This window comes from Sphaerotilus microaerophilus (genome assembly GCF_023734135.1).
GTDB classification, from domain to species: domain Bacteria; phylum Pseudomonadota; class Gammaproteobacteria; order Burkholderiales; family Burkholderiaceae_C; genus Sphaerotilus; species Sphaerotilus microaerophilus.
This window is the reverse complement of sequence record NZ_AP025730.1, coordinates 1,879,619-1,898,816: the sequence shown is the minus strand read 5'-3', so window position 1 is coordinate 1,898,816 and position 19,198 is coordinate 1,879,619. Positions and strand designations below refer to the sequence as shown.

Here is a 19,198-nt window from a genome sequence, read left to right as displayed (position 1 = left end):
TCCGCATGAAGAACTCACGGACAGCGCGGGCAGGCGCCTCCGCAGGCCCTGTGCGCGAGCGTGCGCCGGCCGATATCGCTGGCGACCGGAGCCGCTGGCCGATGTCCCGCGCGCACCCGACGCCCAGTCGAAGGAGCTGGCCTTATGGGCCGCTGTTCGGGGCTTCGTGGCGCGATCAGGTCCCGCAAAGTCGGGGCCATCCCCGTGCGGCCCTGGGTCCGCCCTGCCATGTCCTCCTCGAACGTCGTCACCGTTGCCTCCCCATCGACTGCGTCGGCGCATCGCCCCGCGCCGTCCGATTCCCCATGCCGCCCCGGGTGGCCGCAGGGCGTCGGGCGCAACGGCCGCCGCCAGGGCGGCTTCACGCTGATGGACATGGGCATCGCCCTGGCCGTGATCGCCATCCTGGCCACCGTGGCCATCCCGTCCTACCGGGCCCATATCCAGCGCAGCCGCCTGGGTGAAGGCGTGGCGGCCCTGGCCGACCGCCGCGCTCTGATGGAACAGTACTACCTCGGCAACCGCACCTACGTCAGTGGTCCCTGCGCGACCAGCGTCACGGTGGGTGCGTTCACGCTCGTCTGCGCGTCGACCCCCACCGCCAACGCCTACACCATCACTGCCACGGGCAGCGGCACGGCCGCGGGGGCCGTCTATACCGTCGACCACCACGGCGACGCCCGCACCACGGGGCTGCCCACCGGCTGGGGCACGCCGCCCACCGGCGGCTACCCCTGCTGGATCACCCGCAAGGGCGACACATGCTGAAGCCCGGGCCACACCACCCGGGCGCCGCATCGGCCGACCAGGCGACGCTGGCGGCACGGCCACGGGGCTTCACGCTCATCGAACTGCTGGCGACGCTCGCGGCCATGGCCACGCTGCTGGTGCTGGCCACCCCCGCGCTGAGCGCCTGGCTGGCCAACGCCAAGGCGCGCAGCAGCGCCGAGCAACTGCAGAACAGCCTGCGCCTGGCGCAGAGCGAGGCGCTGCGGCGCAACCGCCAGACCGTCCTGGCGCTGACCAACGCCACGCCCGCCCTCGCCGCCACGCCGGTGGCCAACGGGAGGAACTGGTTCGTGCGCGCGCTGCCCGGGCTGTCCGGCGAAACGGCGAACGACGGCTTCTACGTGCAGGGCGTGGCCCTGCCATCGGGCATGCGCGTGAGCATCACCGGCCCGGGCGTGCTCTGCTTCAACACCATTGGCCGGCCGGTCACCAATGGCAGCACCGGACTGGGGGTGAACTGCACGGCGCCGACCAATGCGACCACGCCCGCCACCTATGACCTGACGGTCGCGGGCGCCACGCGCCGGCTGCGCGTGCAGGTCTTCCTCGGCGGTCAGATCCGCCTGTGCGACCGGGACAAGACGCTGTCGTCGTCAGTGCCGGACGGCTGCTGACAGAGCCCCCCTGGAGCCGACCGATGAGGTTGCCAACCCCTCTGACACCGATGCGACGGCGCCGCGCGACCGCAGCGTCCGAGCGCGGCACGACGATGGTGGAGGTGCTGACCGCACTGCTCATCCTCTCCTTGGGCGTGCTGGGCATGGCTGCGCTGCACAGCCGCGCGATGCAGTACTCGCTCGATGCCGAGGACCGCAACCGGGCCGCCCTGCTGGCCAACGAGCTGGCCACGACGATGTGGCTGGTGCAGTCGACCAGCCTGGCCAGCACCACGCTGACCGCCTGGCAGACGAAGGTCTCCACCCAGTCCAGCGGCGGCCTGCCCAACGGCAGCGGCGCGGTGAGCACCGACGCGGCCGGGGTGGCGACGATCACGATCACCTGGCGCCCCCCGTCCCGACCCAGTTCGGCGGGCTCCCTCCAGTACGTCACGAAGGTGCTGCTGCCATGAAGACGGCACGACATGCCGGCGTACAGGGCGGTTTCACCGCCGTCGAACTGATGGTGGCGCTGGTCGTCGGCCTGGCCGTCGCCATCGCGGCCGCCAGCGTGCTGGGCGTGACCGAAAGCGCCAAGCGAACCACCCACGCCACGTCGGACACCAACCAGGTCGGTGCCTACACCGCCCAGCTGCTGGACCGCTGGATCCGCAGCGCCGGCACCGGCTTCACGCTGGCCGCGCCGTATGCCTATGGCTGCCGCCTGCTGGCCTCGAAGTCATCCACCCAGATCCTGCCGCGGCCCAGCAGCAGCGCGCTTCCCGCCCCGTTTGCCAGCGTCACCACGGGCACCGCAGGGGTCTTCCGCCTCGCGCCGGTGGTGATCGGCGACGGCCAGACGACGCCCTCCGTCAGCGGCTCGGCGTCGGACGTGCTGATCGTGATGGGCGGCACGGGCGGCCAGGCCGAAGCGCCGATGGCCTTCACCGCCCTGTCGCAGACCTCGGCGCTGACCGTGGCCAGCACGGTGGGCGTTGCCGCCAGCGACCTGCTGCTCGTCGCCGACCGCCAGCCCAGCAGCAGCGGCCCGTCGGACTGCCTGGTGGAGCAGGTCAGCAGCAGCTTCAGCACCAGCAGCCTGACGAGCATCGCCCTGGCAGGCACGTACTACGCCGCCACGATCGGCACGTCGGCGCTGACCTCCGTCTCCAGCGAGGGGGTGGCCATGGTGCTGGGCAACGTCAGTGCCGGCAACCCGCCCAACTTCCTGCTGATCGGCGTGGGCGCCAACAACACGCTGTTCAGCTGTCAAGACCCGGGACATCCTTCGGGCGCTTCTTGAAGAGCTGAGGGTTCTTGGACCGCCAGGTCTTGAGGGAGTCGAGTGGCGTGAGATGGCCCAGGGCGCGCTGAGGGATTCGGCAGTTGTAGACCTTGACATAGTTGAGCAGGGTCTGCTCCAACTCGGCGGCGCTGTGGAAACGAGTCTGGGCGATGACGTCGGTGATACGACCGTTGAAACGCTCGACGAGCCCGTTGGTCTGAGGGTGGCGTGGCGGGCACAGGCGATGTTCGATGCCCAGCGCGCGGCAACGCACATCGAAGTGGTGCTTGCCGCTGGGTGTGCGTGCCTTGCGCTGGAAACGGTCAGTGAAACACGCACCGTTGTCGGTGAGCAGCTTGACGATGCGCATCGGGGCGGCCTCGTGCAGGCGCTTGACGAAGTCCACCGCGCTGGTGGTTTCCATGTCGGGGTAGATGCGCACGAACACCCAGCGCGTGGCCCGGTCGATGCCCACGTACAGGTAGCGCCGCGCCGCCTCGTCGGGCATCTGCGGCAGGTACTTGATGTCCACGTGCACGAAGCCGGGTTCGTAGTCCTTGAAGCGCTTGGGCTGGGTCGCCTCGGCGGGTTCCCCGCTGAGGGCGGCCTGCAACTCGCGCAGGTTGTTCACGCCATGGCGGCGCAGGCAGCGGTCCAGCGCCGAGCGAGATGCTTCGGCGTTGACGAATTCCCGGGTGATGACCAGCAGATCGTCCAGGGGCAGCAGCAGCAGGCGGCGCAGCTCGACGACGATGACCTCCTGCGCAGGCGTGAGCGTGGTGCTGAGCTTGTGGGGTCGGTGACTGCGATCCTCCACGCTGTCACGGCCCTGCCACTTCGCCGCGGTCGGCTCGGAGATGTTGTACCTGCGCGCCAGTGCCGCAGGACCTTCCTTGGACGCCTGGATCTCTGCTCGTACCCGAGGCGTCGTACGGGCTTGGGGATGGATGTCGGTCATGACACAGGCTTCACTGCAACGTTGCTCAACACATCGCGCATGGCCTCTCTGGCTCGAAGCAGAGGCCAGCTGCGACGGGGCCAATGATCACATGGGACCCAACATTCAGCTACGACCTGCTGCAGACCACCGCCGACCCCCTGCAGCCGCTGGCCGACGGCGTGTTCGAGCTGCAGGCGCTGTACGGTGTTGACAGCGACGGCAACGGCAGCGCAGACACCTGGGTGACGCCCACCGGCACCTGGGCACTGAGCGCGCTGATGAACGGCAGCAGTGCCGCTGCCGCCCAGCTGCGCCGCATCAAGGCGATCCGGCTGGGCCTGATCCTGCGCACGACGGTGAAGGGCCCCTCGGGCGGCACCCCGGCATCGCTCACGCTGTTCAGCGACCTGGGCAGCGGCCTGACCTACACGCGCACGCTCACCGCCGCGGAGCGCGCCTACCGATACCGCACGGTGGAGACGACGATCCCCGTGCGCAACAACCTGCTGCTGACCGGATGATGGCCCTGCCCCGCATCGCTCCCTCGGCCCGCCGCCCCCGACCGGCGCCAGCGCGCCAGCGCGGCATCGTCCTGCCGTTCACGCTGGTGGCGCTGGTGGTGGTGCTGCTGGCCGGCGCCGGGTTGATCCGCGCCATGGATGCCGGGCTGCTCCAGGCCGGCAACCTGGCCTTTCGGCGCGACCTGGCCAACCAGGCCGAGCGCGGCTTCGCCAAGGCCCACACGCTGCTGAACACCGGCGCGCTGTCCACCGAGAGCGCGCGCGAGGCCAACAGCCTGGCCAACAACTACTCCGCCACCCGGCTGGCGAGCAACAGCCAGGGCATCCCGAACGTGCTGGTCAACGACAGCAGCTTCACGGGCGCGGCCTTCACGGGCGCCGACATCAGCGACAGCGCCACCGGCGTGACGCTGCGCTGGGTGATCGACCGCCAGTGCGCCGCCGCTGGCAGCTACGTGTCCACCAGCTGCGCCGTGGCCAGCCGCAGCACCGACAGCGCCGCCGATGACCGCTACAAGCTCGTCAATGCCGAATCGCAGCCGGTGTACCGCATCAGCGTGCGCGCCACCGGCCCCCGCAACACGCAGGCCTTCTTCCAGGCCACCGTGGTGCGCTGAATGCCACAGATGGCCGAGTGATCTGCCCGAGTTGCCGACTGCCATGCCGAGACCTGCCGCCATGATCCGCCGCACCCACCCCCAGGGTACCCCGGGTACCACGGGCATCCCGGGCTGGCGCCAGGCCGCCAGCATCCTGGCCCTCATGGCCCCGCTGGGGGCCAGCCACGCCATCGACCTGGCCGACTCGCCGCTGTTCGCCACCAACACCGCGCCCGGCAACCTGCTGCTGGCGCTGTCGGTGGAATACCCCACCGCCTCGACTGCGGCGTACCTGAACTCGACGGCCTACGCGACCGGCTCGGCCTTCCTGGGCTACTTCGACCCGGAGAAGTGCTACCGCTACGTCTACAACAGCACCACGCCGGCGGACAGCTATTTCGAGCCCACCGGTGCGGCCTCCAGCCGCAGCTGCAGCAGCACCGCCGGGCAGCCGCGCTGGAGTGGCAACTTCCTGAACTGGGCCTCGATGCAGACACTGGACGTGTTCCGCTGGGTGCTCACCGGCGGCACCCGCAAGGTGGACGCCGCGACCCAGACCATCCTGCAGAAGACCTACTACAGCTCGGGCCAGGCGGACGTGAGCTACAGCCCCGCCAAATCGGCAACGGGCAGCACGGTGATCAGCGGGGCGACGCCGTTCAGCTGGACCGACGTGCGCAGCAACATCTGGTCGCACGGCCACGAGCTGTGGATCTCCGGCACCGGCGACGTGGACACGGGAGCGGCCGTGGACTACAGCGGCCAGAGCTCGGCGGCCGGCACCGCCGTCGCAGCCACGGTCTACCGGTTGTACATCCAGGTGAAGGTCTGTGACAGCAGCGTCGGGCTGGAGAGCAACTGCACCGCCTACGGCAGCAACTACAAGCCCGAAGGGCTGATGCAGAAGTACGCCCAGCGGCTGCGCTACTCCGCCTTCGGCTACCTCAACGACGGTGCGGCCTGGCGCGACGGTGGCGTGATGCGGGCACGCATGAAATACATCGGCCCGACCTCGCCGGTACCGGGCTCCACGCCCCTGACCAACGGCGCCGCCGAATGGAGCGCCTCCACAGGCGTGATGGTCACCAACCCCGACAGCGCCGACGCCACGGCCACCGCCAGCGCTGCGCTCTCGCAAAGCGGCTACACGATCACCGTGCCCAACAGCGGGGTGATGAACTACCTCAACAAGTTCGGCCTGGCGGCCCACACGTACAAGGGCCTCGACCCGGTGGGCGAGCTCTACTACGCCGGCCTGCGCTACTTCCGCAACCTGGGCAACGTGCCGAGCTACTCCAGCCTCGGCGGGGCCGCCAGCGCCGCCGAGGTGTCGCAGTGGGTGGACGGCTTCCCGGTCGTCTCCAACTGGTCGGATCCGATCGCGTACTCCTGCCAGCGGAACTTCATCCTCGGCATCGGCGACGTCTACACCTGGAACGATGCCAACCTGCAGGGCTCGACCCTGCGCGTGGACGAGCCAGCGATGCCCACCGAAGTCTCCGGCGACACCGCGGTGGACGTGGCAACCGCCACCAACATGGTCGGCACGCTCGAAGGTGTGGCCGGCCTCGGCAGCTACAGCTCGGGGCGCAACAACAGCTACTACCTCGCCGGCCTGGCCTTCGACGCGCACACCCGCGACCAGCGCAGCGACCTGACCGGGACGCAGACCGTCGCCACCTACTGGGTCGACGTGCTCGAACGGCAGGTCTACGAATCCCGGAACCAGTACTGGCTGGCCGCCAAGTACGGCGGCTTCACGCTGCCAGCGGGCTTCTCGCCCTACTCGGCCAGCAACAGCGCGAGCACGCTGACCACGTCGATGTGGACCACCACCGGCGACACGGTGGGCACCGACCCGCGGCCAGACAACTACTACACCGGCAGCCAAGCCGACGACATCCGCGAGGGGCTGTCCAAGGCCTTCGCCAAGATCGCCTCCGAAGCCGCGGCCACGACCAGCACGGCGTTCTCGTCGGCCTCGCCCAATGAAGCCTCCAGCGGCAGCCTGAGCTACTCGGCCGGCTATGACCCGCAGACCTGGACCGGTTCACTGGTGGGGTCGAGCGTCAGCTACGCCAGCGACGGCACCCCGAGCCTCACCTCGGTCTGGGATGCCTCGGCCCTGCTCGACGGCACGGCCGCCGCCAGCCGCAAGATCGTCACCTGCTGTACCAGTGCCGGTGCCGCGCTGCCGTTCACCAGTGCCAGCCTGTCGGCCGCCACGCTGTCGTCGCGCACCTACTGGGCCTCCTTCGCGGCAGTGCCAGGCGTGGCCACCTCGCTGCAGTCCCAAGCGAGCTACCTGGACTACCTGCGCGGCGATCGCAGCCGGGAGCAGAGCGCCGGCGGCCCCTACCGCACCCGCGCGCACCTGCTGGGCGACATCGTCAACGCCAAGCTGGCGGTGGTGGCCGCGCCCAGCGCGACCTACTACGACGCCACCAACCCGGGCTACAACAGCTTCAAGCGCAGCTACGCGGCACGCAAGGCCGTGGTCTATGCCAGTGCCAACGACGGCATGCTGCACGCCTTCGACGCCAGCGCCAGCGGCACCGGCGCCGGCGCCGGGAGCGAGCTGTTCGCCTACATCCCCAGCTTCGTCTACGGCAGCAGCAGCACCGCGGCAGACAGCGGGCTGGCAGCGCTGGGCAACCCGGCCTACGACCACCGCTACTACGTCGACGCCACGCCGCAGGTCTTCGACGTGGACTTCAACCGCGCCGGCACGGCCACCGCCGCAGCCACGAGCGACTGGCGCTCGCTGCTCATCGGCGGCCTGGGCAAGGGCGGCAAGGGCTACTTCGGCATCGACGTCACGGACCCCTCGGCCTGGACCACCGAAACCGCCGTGGCGGGCAAGGTGCTCTGGGAGTTCACCGACAGCCGCATGGGCTACAGCTACGGCGACGCCCGGGTGGTCAAGACCGCCAAATGGGGCTGGGTGGCGCTGATCCCCTCGGGCTACAACAACAGCGACGGCAAGGGCTACCTCTTCGTCGTCAACCCGAAGACGGGCGCGCTGCTGGAAACCGTCGCCACCTCCCTCGGCAGCACATCGGCGCCGCTCAACCTGGCGCACGTCACCGCCTTCATCCCCGACCTGACCGACTTCACCGCGACCGCCGTCTACGCCGGCGACATGCAGGGCAACCTCTGGCGTTTCGACATCAGCGCCAGTTCGGGCAGCTACCCGTCACCGACCCGCATCGCCACGCTGGCCAACGCGAGCGGCACGGCGCAGCCGGTCACCTCCCCGGTCCGCGTCATGGTCGACCCGGCCACCGCCAAGCGCTACGTGCTGGTCGGCACCGGGCGGCTGCTGGCCGACAGCGACGCCGACACCACGCAGATCCAGAGCTTCTACGCCCTCATCGACGGCACCGCCTCAGCCTTCTACACCACGTCGACCCTGCCCACCGGCGTGACCTTCCCGGTCACGCGCGCCAAGCTGAATGCCAACACCTCGCTGACCACGGGCATCGGCGCGTCCCCCGCCCAGCCGATGGGCTGGTACTACGACCTGGGCACCCATGCCACCACCGGCGTGGCCGAGCGCATCACGATCGCACCCGCGGTGAACTACGGCGTCGTCGGCGTGGCCATCAACACGCCCGATGCGCAGCCCTGTTCGCCATCGCCGACCAGCAAGGTCATGGCAGTGAACTTCGCCACCGGCCAGACCGCACTGACCAACAGCAGCGGCAGCGCGATCACGATGACCACCGCAACCGCGGGCATCACGTCCGACCTGGCGTTCAAGAACATCGGCGGCAAGATCCGGCTCATCGCCGGGCGCAGCAACGGCCAGGTCAGCAACCTGCCGGGCAATTTCACCTCCGCCGCCGGCCTGCGGCGGCTCAACTGGCGTGAAGTGCCCACCATCAACTGACCTGCGCCCGGCCCCCCCCTGGCGGCAGGGCCGTCGCGGCGGAACGCTGCTGGCTGCAACGGCCGCCGCACTGGCACTGCATGCGGGCGTGCTGGCCACGCTGACGTCAGGCCGGCAGCCGCCTGAGGCCCATGCCACCGAGCCCCCCGGCCGATCGGCAACGGCCATCCAGCTGCTGACCCTGCCCGCCCGCGCGGCGGCGTCGGTCCAGCCGGTCCAGCCGGTCCAGCCGGTTCAGCTGGTTCAGCTGGTTCAACCGGACGAGCCGGGCCGCCTCCCCGCCGTGCGCAATCACAGCGCAACGCCCCCCGCGAGGCAGCCTGCAGGTCGGACGGACGCCACGAAGCCGGTCAGCCACACCGCCGAACCGTTCTATCGCCCCAACGCCACGCTGGCCCGCCCCGCTCTGCCCTACTCCGAGCCCGACTGGTCGCTGCTGGACGGCGTGCCGGCCAGCGGCTTGCCGCTGCGCCTGCGCCTGCTCGTCAACGCCCGGGGTCAGGTCGACGCCGTCGAGCTGCTGCAGGCCGGCCCGGACGACGCCGCGCTGCTGCAGGGCCTGAAGCGGGCCCTGCTGGCCACCCGCTACATCCCTGGCCGCGATGCCGGGGGCGATGTGCCGGCGGCGATCGAGCTGCTGATCGAACCCGGTGCGATCGACCCGCCCTTCGCCCTCGCCAAACCCTAGAAGCGGAAGCCGCCGGGCGTGACCGGTGCGACCGGTGAGAGGGCCGGCTCGGCGGGCGGCGCTGCCCGCGTCGCGGCGGCACGGGGCGCCGCGGTGGCCTCCACACGGCCAGACACCGTGCCGGCCAGCAGCCGGGCCGCGGGTGCACGGTAGCCCGCCGGCAGCACCACCGCCGGGGGGTAGCCGGCGGCATCCAGCATCGCCTGCCAGTCCGACGCGGCAAAGCCGACCAGGCGCTGCCGCCCCACCATCAACACCGGCAGCTCGCTGGCGCCGACCTCGCGTTGCAGCAGGTCGATGTCCTCGCTGCGGTTCACGCCGTACTCCAGCAGCGGCACGCCGCGCTGCTGCAGGAATTGCTGCGCCGCGCTGCAGGGAGCGCAGCCGCTCGCGGTGTACAGGCGCACCGGGTAGCGCTGCACCACCTGCCGCAGTGCATAGGGCAGGCCAGCGGCCAGGGCGGCTTCCTCACCGTTCGCCCCGTTCGCACCGGTTGCCCCGTTGGCGGCAGCCTGGCTGCCCGGCGCCGGCACAGCTGCATAGGACGGCGGTCGGTCGGTGTAGGTCACGCGCCCACCCGGCTCAGTCACCTTGTACTGGGCCAGGGCCGGTGCGGGCGCCGCCAGCGCCAGCATCTGCGCACACAGCAGCCCCCAGGCCGGGGAACCAGCACCGATGAGGAAGGAGAGGCGGGGAACGAGGGATCGCGTCATGGCAGGCTCCTGCACGCAAGAACGTCGGATGCGCGGCACAGCAGCGCTGCGTCGATGCTAGCAAGCCCGCCTGGGCTGGGCGCCCAGGTCAGTTCGCGCGCGCCAGCGTCAGCTGGCTGTCCTCGGTGAGCACCCGGTAGCGCCGCAGGAAGCTGTTGCCGATCAGCAGGTGGGGCAGCTCCGTCTCCAGCACCACCGCCTCGACGTCGCGCGCCTCCAGCCCCCCCACGCTCAGGCGCTCCAGGCGGATCGACCAGCCCCTGACCGTGCCGTTGGCAGTCTGGATCGTGGCGGGCCGGCCGCGCGACCAGTCCACGCCGAGCGACGACGCCAGCGCCGTCGACATCGACACCAGGCTCGCGCCGGTGTCGACCACCCCGGCCATCGGGCGCCCGTTGACCTTGCAGTCGACGTGGTAGAGCTGATCCGCCCCCGCCCGCAGCACCAGGCTGGCAGCCACACGGCCCCCTGGCGGTGCCCCGACAACCACCGGCGCATGGGCCGCGGTCAGCCGCTGGCGCACACCGGCGACCTCGTACTCCACCGCGCCCGCACTGACACGCAGCACGCGCACCCCGTCGATCACCGACCCGGCGCCGGCCACTTGGAGGCGCCCGTCGATCACCAGCAGGACGCGTTCGCCCATCGACCCGGCCCAGGCAACCGTCTGGGCGGCCGCCGGCACGGCCACACAGGCCGCCAGCCCGATCAGCAGGCCAGCCAGGAAAGGGGGGCGCGTGGACGTCTTCATGCCCGTTGATATCGGCCGCGCGGGCGGGGACTTGACGCACAGGCCCCCACCCGCGCCGTTCAGCAGCCCTCTCCGTGGGAGCGGGCCGGCTCCAGCAGGCCCGCCAATGGCGACTGGCAGCCACTCCCCGCCGACCACCCCAGGTCATGCGAGACCTGGCCCGGCCCGGCCTCGGCCGCGGTGGCGTCGTCGCCAGCGCAGCCTGCCCCCCCGGCGGCGGTACCTGCTTCGCATCGGGCCACCGGCTCGCAGCCGCCGGTGTCGCGCGAGCCTCCCTCCCGACCGCCACGGTCTTCACCACCGTCAGGCGCGCCCTGGCCACCGTCGCTCAAGGCCCGCTGCAGCGCCGACTCCAGGTCGAGACCGTCGAGCAACCCCGCCCCACCGCCCTCCCGGCCACCGCCCAGCAGATCGCGCAGGTCCAGCGACATGGGCAACGGCCAGTCGCCGGCCGCGCCACCCGAGAGCAGGTCGGCCGGCGCACAGCCGGACTCACCGCCCGGCCCCACGCCCACCGTCGGACCCGGGTCCACCAGCCGCCAGGCCAGCACGTCGGCGCCACGCGCAAAGTCATGCACCAGGCCATCGAGCAGCCCGCCGACCCGATCGGCCGGCGATGCCGACGCGTCGTCACAGGCCGCATGCGCTGCCTCGTGCGAGGGCCGCCCATCATCGCTGCCCCCTTCGCGGCCGCCATGGCCCCCATGACCACCGTCCTGGCGGCCCTGCAGCACGTGCGCGGGCCAGGCGTCATCCAACCCGGCTGGCACCGTGGCACACCAGCCGTCGTCGTCAGCGGACGCATCTCCATCGGCCTCACCGCCTCCGCGCCCCGATCCGCCATGGCCATACCCATGACCGCCGTGGTCATCGCCCCCCGGTGCCGGCGTGGGAGCGGGTGCCGGGGCAGGCTCTGGCGCCGGGTGGTCGCCACGGTGGTCACCGTCGTCCCCGTCATCGTCGCCATCGCCGCAGCTGCCACCGTCGCCGTCCGACCCGCCATCACCTTGGCCCGGCCCGCCATGGCCATGCCCATGACCGCCGTGGTCATCGCGCCCCGGTGCCGGCGTGGGAGCGGGTGCCGGGGCAGGCTCTGGCGCCGGGTGGTCGCCACCGTGGCCACCGTCGTCCCCGTCATCGTCGCCATCGCCGCAGCTGCCACCGTCGCCGTCCGCCCCGCCATCACCTTGGCCCGGCCCGCCATGGCCATGCCCATGACCGCCGTGGTCATCGCGCCCCGGTGCTGGCGTGGGAGCAGGTGCCGGGACAGGCTCTGGCGCCGGGTGGTCGCCACGGTGGTCACCGTCGTCCCCGTCATCGTCGCCATCGCCGCAGCTGCCACCGTCGCCGTCCGACCCGCCGTCACTGTGGCCCGACCCGCCATGGCCGTGCCCATGACCGCCGTGGTCATCGCGCCCCGGTGCTGGCGTGGGAGCAGGTGCCGGGGCAGGCTCTGGCGCCGGGTGGTCGCCACCGTGGCCACCGTCGTCTCCGTCATCGTCGCCATCGCCGCAACTGCCGCCGTTCTCACTGCCATGAGAACCGTGCCCGTGGCCATGCCCTCGCCCGTCGTCGTCATCACGGCCAGGGCCGGGCGGCGGAGGAGGGGGAGGGGGAGGGGGAGGAGGCGGCGCCTCCACCACCAGGCCGGCATCGACGCTGCCGTCGTGCTCACCGCTGTCCAGCGTCACGCTGGCCGTGCGGCCGGTGGCGTTGTCGGCATCGCTGTCGCTGGCGTCGCTGCCGCTGTTTGCCGCGGTGAAGCTGAAGCCGTCCGGGCGCACGAATTCGACCGAGTAGCTGCCAGGCACCAAATCGGTGAACAGGTAGTCGCCGTTGGCATCGGTGGTCTGCGTGGCCACAACTTGGCCCGCGGCGTTCAGCAGCCGCACGGTCACACAGCCCAGGCCGGCTTCGCCCGCGTCCTGCTGGGCGTCACCATCGCTGTCGACCCAGACCTTGTCGCCCAGCGAGGCGCTTCGGTACAGGCCCGCGTCCACGCTCAACTCGCTCTCGCCCGGACTCAGGCTGATCGCACCGCTGCGCCCGTTTGAGCCGATGTCGCTGTCGGCAGCATCGTCAGTGCCGGCGTCGGTGGGGCTGACGTTCCAGCCTGCTGGCGGCGTGACCTTGACGCTGTAGGTGCCGGCGTGGACTTCGAAGCGGTAGTTGCCCTCGCTGTCCGTCACCGTGCTGGCCACGGGACGGCCGCGCGCGTCCAGCAGCTGCACAGCCACGCCGGACAGGCCTTGTTCGCCTTCGTCCTGCACGCCGTTGGCGTTGCTGTCCTCAAACACGCGGTCACCGATCTCGCCGGGTGCACAGGGGGGTGGCGGTGGCGGTGGTGGGGGAGGTGGTGGTGGCGGGGGTGGCGGTGGAGGAGGCGGCGCCTCCACCACCAGGCCGGCATCGACGCTGCCATCGTGCTCACCGCTGTCCAGCGTCACGCTGGCCGTGCGGCCGGTGGCGTTGTCGGCATCGCTGTCGCTGGCGTCGCTGCCGCTGTTTGCCGCGGTGAAGCTGAAGCCGTCCGGGCGCACGAATTCGACCGAGTAGCTGCCAGGCACCAAATCGGTGAACAGGTAGTCGCCGTTGGCATCGGTGGTCTGCGTGGCCACAACTTGGCCCGCGGCGTTCAGCAGCCGCACGGTCACACAGCCCAGGCCGGCTTCGCCCGCGTCCTGCTGGGCGTCACCATCGGCATCGACCCAGACCTTGTCGCCCAGCGAGGCGCTTCGGTACAGGCCCGCATCCACGCTCAACTCGCTCTCGCCCGGACTCAGGCTGATCGCACCGCTGCGCCCGTTTGAGCCGATGTCGCTGTCGGCAGCATCGTCAGTGCCGGCGTCGGTGGGGCTGACGTTCCAGCCTGCTGGCGGCGTGACCTTGACGCTGTAGGTGCCGGCGCGGACTTCGAAGCGGTAGTTGCCCTCGCTGTCCGTCACCGTGCTGGCCACGGGACGGCCGCGCGCGTCCAGCAACTGCACAGCCACGCCGGACAGGCCTTGTTCGCCCTCATCCTGCACGCCGTTGGCGTTGCTGTCCTCAAACACGCGGTCACCGATCTCGCCGGGTGCACAGGGGGGTGGCGGTGGCGGTGGCGGTGGTGGGGGAGGTGGTGGTGGCGGGGGTGGCGGTGGAGGAGGCGGCGCCTCCACCACCAGGCCGGCATCGACGCTGCCATCGTGCTCACCGCTGTCCAGCGTCACGCTGGCCGTGCGGCCGGTGGCGTTGTCGGCATCGCTGTCGCTGGCGTCGCTGCCGCTGTTTGCCGCGGTGAAGCTGAAGCCGTCCGGGCGCACGAATTCGACCGAGTAGCTGCCAGGCACCAAATCGGTGAACAGGTAGTCGCCGTTGGCATCGGTGGTCTGCGTGGCCACAACTTGGCCCGCGGCGTTCAGCAGCCGCACGGTCACACAGCCCAGGCCGGCTTCGCCCGCGTCCTGCTGGGCGTCACCATCGCTGTCGACCCAGACCTTGTCGCCCAGCGAGGCGCTTCGGTACAGGCCCGCGTCCACGCTCAACTCGCTCTCGCCCGGACTCAGGCTGATCGCACCGCTGCGCCCGTTTGAGCCGATGTCGCTGTCGGCAGCATCGTCAGTGCCGGCGTCGGTGGGGCTGACGTTCCAGCCTGCTGGCGGCGTGACCTTGACGCTGTAGGTGCCGGCGTGGACTTCGAAGCGGTAGTTGCCCTCGCTGTCCGTCACCGTGCTGGCCACAGGACGGCCACGCGCGTCCAGAAGCTGCACAGCCACGCCGGACAGGCCTTGTTCGCCCTCATCCTGCACGCCGTTGGCGTTGCTGTCCTCAAACACGCGGTCACCGATCTCGCCGGGTGCACAGGGGGGTGGCGGTGGCGGTGGCGGTGGTGGGGGAGGTGGTGGTGGCGGGGGTGGCGGTGGAGGAGGCGGAGGCGGCGCCTCCGCCACCAGGCCGGCATCGACGCTGCCGTCGTGCTCACCGCTGTCCAGCGTCACGCTGGCCGTGCGGCCGGTGGCGGTGTTGGCATCGCTGTCGCTGGCGTCGCTGCCGCTGTTTGCCGCCGTGAAGCTGTAGCCATCCGGACGCACGAACTCCACCGAGTAGGTGCCGGGCTTCAGGTCGTTGAACAGGTAGTCGCCGTTGGCGTCGGTGGTATGCGTGGCCACGACTTGGCCGGCGGCGTTCAGCAGCCGCACGGTCACACAGCCCAGGCCGGCTTCACCGGCGTCCTGCTGGCCGTCACCGTCGCTGTCGATCCAGACCTTGTCCCCCAGCGAGGCGCTGCGGTACAGGCCCGCGTCCACGCTCAACTCGCTCTCGCCCGCGCTCAGGCTGATCGCGCCGCTGCGCCCGCTTGAACCGATGTCACTATCGGCAGCATCGTCATTGCCTGCATCGGCCGGGCTGATGTTCCAGCCTACCGGCGGCGTGACCTTGACGCTGTAGGTGCCGGCGTGGACTTCGAAGCGGTAGTTGCCCTCGCTGTCCGTCACCGTGCTGGCCACAGAACGGCCGCGCGCGTCCAGCAGCTGCACAGCCACGCCGGACAGGCCTTGTTCGCCCTCGTCCTGCACGCCGTTGGCGTTGCTGTCCTCAAACACGCGGTCACCGATCTCGCCGGGTGCACAGGGGGGTGGCGGTGGCGGTGGCGGGGGTGGCGGTGGAGGAGGCGGCGCCTCCACCACCAAACCGGCATCGACGCTGCCGTCGTGCTCACCGCTGTCCAGCGTCACGCTGGCCGTGCGGCCGGTGGCGTTGTCGGCATCGCTGTCGCTGGCGTCGCTGCCGCTGTTTGCCGCGGTGAAGCTGTAGCCATCCGGGCGCACGAATTCGACCGAGTAGGTGCCGGGCACCAAATCGGTGAACAGGTAGTCGCCGTTGGCATCGGTGGTCTGCGTGGCCACGACTCCGCCCGCGGCGTTGAGCAGCTTGACGGTCACGCCGCCCAGGCCGGCTTCACCCGCGTCCTGCTGGGCGTCACCATCGGCGTCGACCCAGACCTTGTCGCCCAGCGAGGCGCTGCGGTACAGGCCCGCGTCCACGCTCAACTCGCTCTCGCCCGGACTCAGGCTGATCGCACCGCTGCGCCCGTTTGAGCCGATGTCGCTGTCGGCAGCATCGTCAGTGCCGGCGTCGGTGGGGCTGACGTTCCAGCCTGCTGGCGGCGTGACCTTGACGCTGTAGGTGCCGGCGCGGACTTCGAAGCGGTAGTTGCCCTCGCTGTCCGTCACCGTGCTGGCCACGGGACGGCCGCGCGCGTCCAGCAACTGCACAGCCACGCCGGACAGGCCTTGTTCGCCCTCATCCTGCACGCCGTTGGCGTTGCTGTCCTCAAACACGCGGTCACCGATCTCGCCGGGTGCACAGGGGGGTGGCGGTGGCGGTGGCGGTGGTGGGGGAGGTGGTGGTGGCGGGGGTGGCGGTGGAGGAGGCGGCGCCTCCACCACCAGGCCGGCATCGACGCTGCCGTCGTGCTCACCGCTGTCCAGCGTCACGCTGGCCGTGCGGCCGGTGGCGTTGTCGGCATCGCTGTCGCTGGCGTCGCTGCCGCTGTTTGCCGCGGTGAAGCTGAAGCCGTCCGGGCGCACGAATTCGACCGAGTAGCTGCCGGGCACCAAATCGGTGAACAGGTAGTCGCCGTTGGCATCGGTGGTCTGCGTGGCCACAACTTGGCCCGCGGCGTTCAGCAGCCGCACGGTCACACAGCCCAGGCCGGCTTCGCCCGCGTCCTGCTGGGCGTCACCATCGCTGTCGACCCAGACCTTGTCGCCCAGCGAGGCGCTTCGGTACAGGCCCGCGTCCACGCTCAACTCGCTCTCGCCCGGACTCAGGCTGATCGCGCCGCTGCGCCCGTTTGCACCGATGTCGCTATCGGCAGCGTCGTCATTGCCTGCATCGGCCGGGCTGATGTTCCAGCCCGCTGGCGGCGTGACCTTGACGCTGTAGGTGCCGGCGCGGACTTCGAAGCGGTAGTTGCCCTCGCTGTCCGTCACCGTGCTGGCCACAGGACGGCCGCGCGCGTCCAGCAGCTGCACAGCCACGCCGGACAGGCCTTGTTCGCCCTCATCCTGCACGCCGTTGGCGTTGCTGTCCTCAAACACGCGGTCACCGATCTCGCCGGGTGCACAGGGGGGTGGCGGTGGCGGTGGCGGTGGTGGGGGAGGCGGCGCCTCCACCACCAAACCGGCATCGACGCTGCCGTCGTGCTCACCGCTGTCCAGCGTCACACTGGCCGTGCGGCCGGTGGCGTTGTCGGCATCGCTGTCGCTGGCGTCGCTGCCGCTGTTTGCCGCGGTAAAGCTGTAGCCATCCGGGCGCACGAATTCGACCGAGTAGGTGCCGGGCACCAAATCGGTGAACAGGTAGTCGCCGTTGGCATCGGTGGTCTGCGTGGCCACGACTCCGCCCGCGGCGTTGAGCAGCTTGACGGTCACGCCGCCCAGGCCGGCTTCACCCGCGTCCTGCTGGGCGTCACCATCGGCGTCGACCCAGACCTTGTCGCCCAGCGAGGCGCTGCGGTACAGGCCCGCGTCCACGCTCAACTCGCTCTCGCCCGGACTCAGGCTGATCGCGCCGCTGCGCCCGTTTGCACCGATGTCGCTATCGGCAGCGTCGTCATTGCCTGCATCGGCCGGGCTGATGTTCCAGCCCGCTGGCGGCGTGACCTTGACGCTGTAGGTGCCGGCGCGGACTTCGAAGCGGTAGTTGCCCTCGCTGTCCGTCACCGTGCTGGCCACAGGACGGCCGCGCGCGTCCAGCAGCTGCACAGCCACGCCGGACAGGCCTTGTTCGCCCTCATCCTGCACGCCGTTGGCGTTGCTGTCCTCAAACACGCGGTCACCGATCTCGCCGGGTGCACAGGGGGGTGGCGGTGGCGGTGGCGGTGGTGGGGGAGGCGGCGCCTCCACCACCAAACCGGCATCGACGCTGCCGTCGTGCTCACCGCTGTCCAGCGTCACGCTGGCCGTGCGGCCGGTGGCGTTGTCGGCATCGCTGTCGCTGGCGTCGCTGCCGCTGTTTGCCGCGGTGAAGCTGAAGCCGTCCGGGCGCACGAATTCGACCGAGTAGCTGCCAGGCACCAAATCGGTGAACAGGTAGTCGCCGTTGGCATCGGTGGTCTGCGTGGCCACAACTTGGCCCGCGGCGTTCAGCAGCCGCACGGTCACACAGCCCAGGCCGGCTTCGCCCGCGTCCTGCTGGGCGTCACCATCGCTGTCGACCCAGACCTTGTCGCCCAGCGAGGCGTTGCGGTACAGGCCCGCGTCCACGCTCTGGTCACTCTCACCCGCGCTCAGCTCGATGCTGCCGCTGCGGCCATCGGTGCCAATGTCGCTGTCGGTCGTGTCGTCGGTTCCGGCGTCGGTGGGGCCGACGTTCCAGCCTGCGGGCGGCGTGACCTTGACGCTGTAGCTGCCTGCCGGCACTTCAAATTGGTAGTTGCCATTGGCGTCCGTGGTGGTGCTCCCCACCGGGTTGCCACTGGCATCCAGCAGTTGGACGCCCACGCCGGCAATGCCGCGTTCACCTTCGTCCTGCACGCCGTTGGCGTTGCTGTCTTCGAAGACGCGGTCGCCCACCGTGGCCGGCGCGGGTGGCGGAGGGGGCGGAGGGGGCGGAGGCGGGGGTGGTGGTGGAGGCGGCGGCTCCGGGGCGGGCTCCGGAGACGGGCCGGGGGGCGTCACGTCCGGGGGAGGCGGTGCGACCGGCGGTGCGGGTTCGTTGCCGCGCTGGAGGTCGTCGTAGTCCTTCGACGAGATGACCTCGAACTCGCGCTCGACGCGCAGGCCGGGCTGCAGCGGGCTGTCGCCACCGCCACCGGCACCCGGTGGGTCGATGTTCAACTCGCCGTCGTCGCGGCAGACGATGGTGTAGGTCTTGCCTGAATGGCGGATCTCGACGATGCCGTCCTGCGAGGTCAGCACCACGTCACCCTTGCGCAGCTGATCGCCGATGTGCAGCTTGTGGACCTTGCCTTCCAGCGGCTTGACCACGGCCGAGCCCTGGATGTCCACGACATAGCCCTCGGGCAACCGCGAGGGCTTGTAGCCCTTGTTGAGGTGGTGGACGGGCTTGGGCTTGGGCGGGGGAGGCAGCTCCGGACCGACGAGTTCGTGCGCCGGCTTGGTGAGCGCGGGCAGTTTGGACTTGACGATCGGCTTGCGCACCGCCGGGCTGCGCTGGGGCGCAGGGGTCAGCGAGAGGGGAGAGTCGTTGCCGGCACCGATCGGCGGGTCGCAGTTCACAGCCATGGCTGGTCTTTCGCAGAGAGGGTCGCGTATCAGGGCCAGCCCGCAGGACTGGCGCTTCAGTGATCGGCCTCCTGCACGCGAACTTGAACCGCACCCCCTCGATCCGAGGCCATCGCCGCGGTGACAGCGCCCCCCTTCGCCCCCCGCTACGATCCGGGGCTTTCGTCGTCACCCCGGCCTCACGCCCCACTGT

The 19,198-nt window shown here is 70.7% G+C and carries 12 protein-coding genes; 8 read left to right on the top strand and 4 right to left on the bottom strand.

What is annotated here, in order from left to right; all coding sequences use genetic code 11:
• Positions 1–228 precede the first annotated feature (228 nt).
• The 4 genes from NGK70_RS08345 to NGK70_RS08330 are packed head-to-tail and all read left to right on the top strand — an operon-like array spanning position 229 to position 2,688.
• The gene (locus NGK70_RS08345; protein ID WP_251972787.1) at positions 229–768 is read left to right on the top strand and encodes a type IV pilin protein; all 540 of its coding nucleotides are present in this window, start codon (positions 229–231) and stop codon (positions 766–768) included.
• Entirely contained in the window at positions 762–1,403 is a 642-nt protein-coding gene (locus tag NGK70_RS08340; RefSeq protein ID WP_251972786.1) for a GspH/FimT family pseudopilin, read from the top strand. The genes NGK70_RS08345 and NGK70_RS08340 overlap by 7 nt, the downstream gene beginning before the upstream one ends.
• 23 nt (positions 1,404–1,426) lie before the next feature.
• A complete protein-coding gene (pilV, locus tag NGK70_RS08335; protein ID WP_251972785.1) occupies positions 1,427–1,858 on the top strand; it encodes a type IV pilus modification protein PilV in 432 nt (143 codons plus the stop codon).
• Positions 1,855–2,688, top strand: coding sequence for a PilW family protein (locus NGK70_RS08330; RefSeq protein WP_251972784.1), 834 nt, complete (start codon positions 1,855–1,857; stop codon positions 2,686–2,688). The genes pilV and NGK70_RS08330 overlap by 4 nt, the downstream gene beginning before the upstream one ends.
• On the opposite strand, the gene NGK70_RS08325 is transcribed toward NGK70_RS08330, so the two are convergent.
• A complete protein-coding gene (locus NGK70_RS08325; protein WP_251972783.1) occupies positions 2,648–3,628 on the bottom strand; it encodes an IS481 family transposase in 981 nt (326 codons plus the stop codon). The two genes, NGK70_RS08330 and NGK70_RS08325, sit on opposite strands and share 41 nt — an antisense overlap.
• Before the next feature lie 83 nt (positions 3,629–3,711).
• On the opposite strand from NGK70_RS08325, the gene NGK70_RS08320 reads away from it, so the two are divergent.
• The 4 genes from NGK70_RS08320 to NGK70_RS08305 are packed head-to-tail and all read left to right on the top strand — an operon-like array spanning position 3,712 to position 9,310.
• Positions 3,712–4,131, top strand: a complete 420-nt coding sequence (locus tag NGK70_RS08320) for a PilW family protein (RefSeq protein ID WP_251972782.1) — start codon at positions 3,712–3,714, stop codon at positions 4,129–4,131.
• Complete coding sequence (locus NGK70_RS08315; RefSeq protein WP_251972781.1) at positions 4,131–4,748, top strand: hypothetical protein; 618 nt, start codon at positions 4,131–4,133, stop codon at positions 4,746–4,748. The genes NGK70_RS08320 and NGK70_RS08315 overlap by 1 nt, the downstream gene beginning before the upstream one ends.
• 43 nt (positions 4,749–4,791) lie before the next feature.
• Complete coding sequence (locus NGK70_RS08310) at positions 4,792–8,622, top strand: pilus assembly protein (protein WP_251972780.1); 3,831 nt, start codon at positions 4,792–4,794, stop codon at positions 8,620–8,622.
• Positions 8,600–9,310 (top strand): hypothetical protein, encoded by a 711-nt coding sequence (locus NGK70_RS08305; protein ID WP_251972779.1) that lies wholly within the window; start codon positions 8,600–8,602, stop codon positions 9,308–9,310. The genes NGK70_RS08310 and NGK70_RS08305 overlap by 23 nt, the downstream gene beginning before the upstream one ends.
• Here the strand turns inward: NGK70_RS08305 and NGK70_RS08300 are convergent.
• The 3 genes from NGK70_RS08300 to NGK70_RS08290 form a co-directional block, all read right to left on the bottom strand.
• On the bottom strand, positions 9,307–10,023 hold the full coding sequence (locus tag NGK70_RS08300; protein WP_251972778.1) for a glutaredoxin family protein: 717 nt from the start codon (positions 10,021–10,023) through the stop codon (positions 9,307–9,309). The genes NGK70_RS08305 and NGK70_RS08300 overlap by 4 nt on opposite strands.
• A gap of 88 nt (positions 10,024–10,111) precedes the next feature.
• Positions 10,112–10,774, bottom strand: a complete 663-nt coding sequence (locus tag NGK70_RS08295; RefSeq protein ID WP_251972777.1) for a retropepsin-like aspartic protease family protein — start codon at positions 10,772–10,774, stop codon at positions 10,112–10,114.
• A 59-nt stretch (positions 10,775–10,833) separates the two neighbouring features.
• Positions 10,834–19,005 carry an SdrD B-like domain-containing protein gene (locus NGK70_RS08290; RefSeq protein WP_251972776.1) on the bottom strand — a complete coding sequence of 2,724 codons (8,172 nt, stop codon included), beginning with the start codon at positions 19,003–19,005 and terminating at the stop codon, positions 10,834–10,836.
• Between the last annotated feature and the right edge of the window lie 193 nt (positions 19,006–19,198).